Origin of the sequence: Flavobacterium ponti (genome assembly GCF_042652765.1) — a bacterium.
GTDB lineage: Bacteria > Bacteroidota > Bacteroidia > Flavobacteriales > Flavobacteriaceae > Flavobacterium > Flavobacterium ponti.
Map to the genome: position 1 here is coordinate 1 of NZ_JBHSGW010000022.1, position 799 is coordinate 799.

The 799-nt window shown below is 30.9% G+C and carries 1 protein-coding gene; it reads right to left on the bottom strand.

What is annotated here, in order from left to right:
* Positions 1–65: 65 nt before the first annotated feature.
* The coding region (locus ACFO3U_RS08255) for a T9SS type B sorting domain-containing protein (protein WP_379740459.1) at positions 66–799 on the bottom strand (734 nt) is incomplete at its 5' end.

Below are 799 nucleotides of genomic sequence, written 5' to 3' on the forward strand. Positions count from 1 at the left end.
CTATTTGTGTTTTTAATTCAAACATAAAGTATACCAAAGATAAGATATACTTTATGTTAAATTCTTTATCTATTTAAATATAAATATCCGGTTTTTTGTTTGTTTGTATTACCATCTTGTGTGTCTACATATTTAATTATGTAGAAGTAAGTACCGTCTGGTAATTCTTCTCCTTGAGAAACAGTTGTTCTACCTTCTGATATACCACTAAAATAATTGTTTTTAGTTGCATAACTCTCAGTTTCATAAACTAAAACACCCCAACGGTTATAAATTTCAACTGAATTTTCTGGGTGACAATTTAATCCTTGGATTATTAAAATGTCGTTAATTCCATCGTAATTAGGTGAAATTGCATTGTAAACTTCTACCACACATGCTGGTCCAACTGTACCAATTTGAATAGTTACTTTGGCAATATTACTTAAATTACCATCACAATCAACCACTTGGTATTCAAAATAATCTGTACCATAATAATTTGTGTCTGGAACATAAGTAACTACATCATCTAATAAATTTGTAGGTGTTCCATTATCATAAAACAATAGTGTTCCATGAGCAGGTTGAGTAATAATTACTAAAGTTGCACACGCAGGAATTCCAATGTCATTATCGAAAATATCAATTATAACTTCTTCATTCATATCTGTTTCAGCTGGATCGTCAACTAAAAGGATTGTTGGATTAACAATTTCCTCTACTACTATAGTTACATTAGCAGTATCACAGTTTGTAGGATTAGCCACTTCACATATTTGGTATGTAAGTGTGTAAGTTCCCGCAGGAGTGTTAGGAG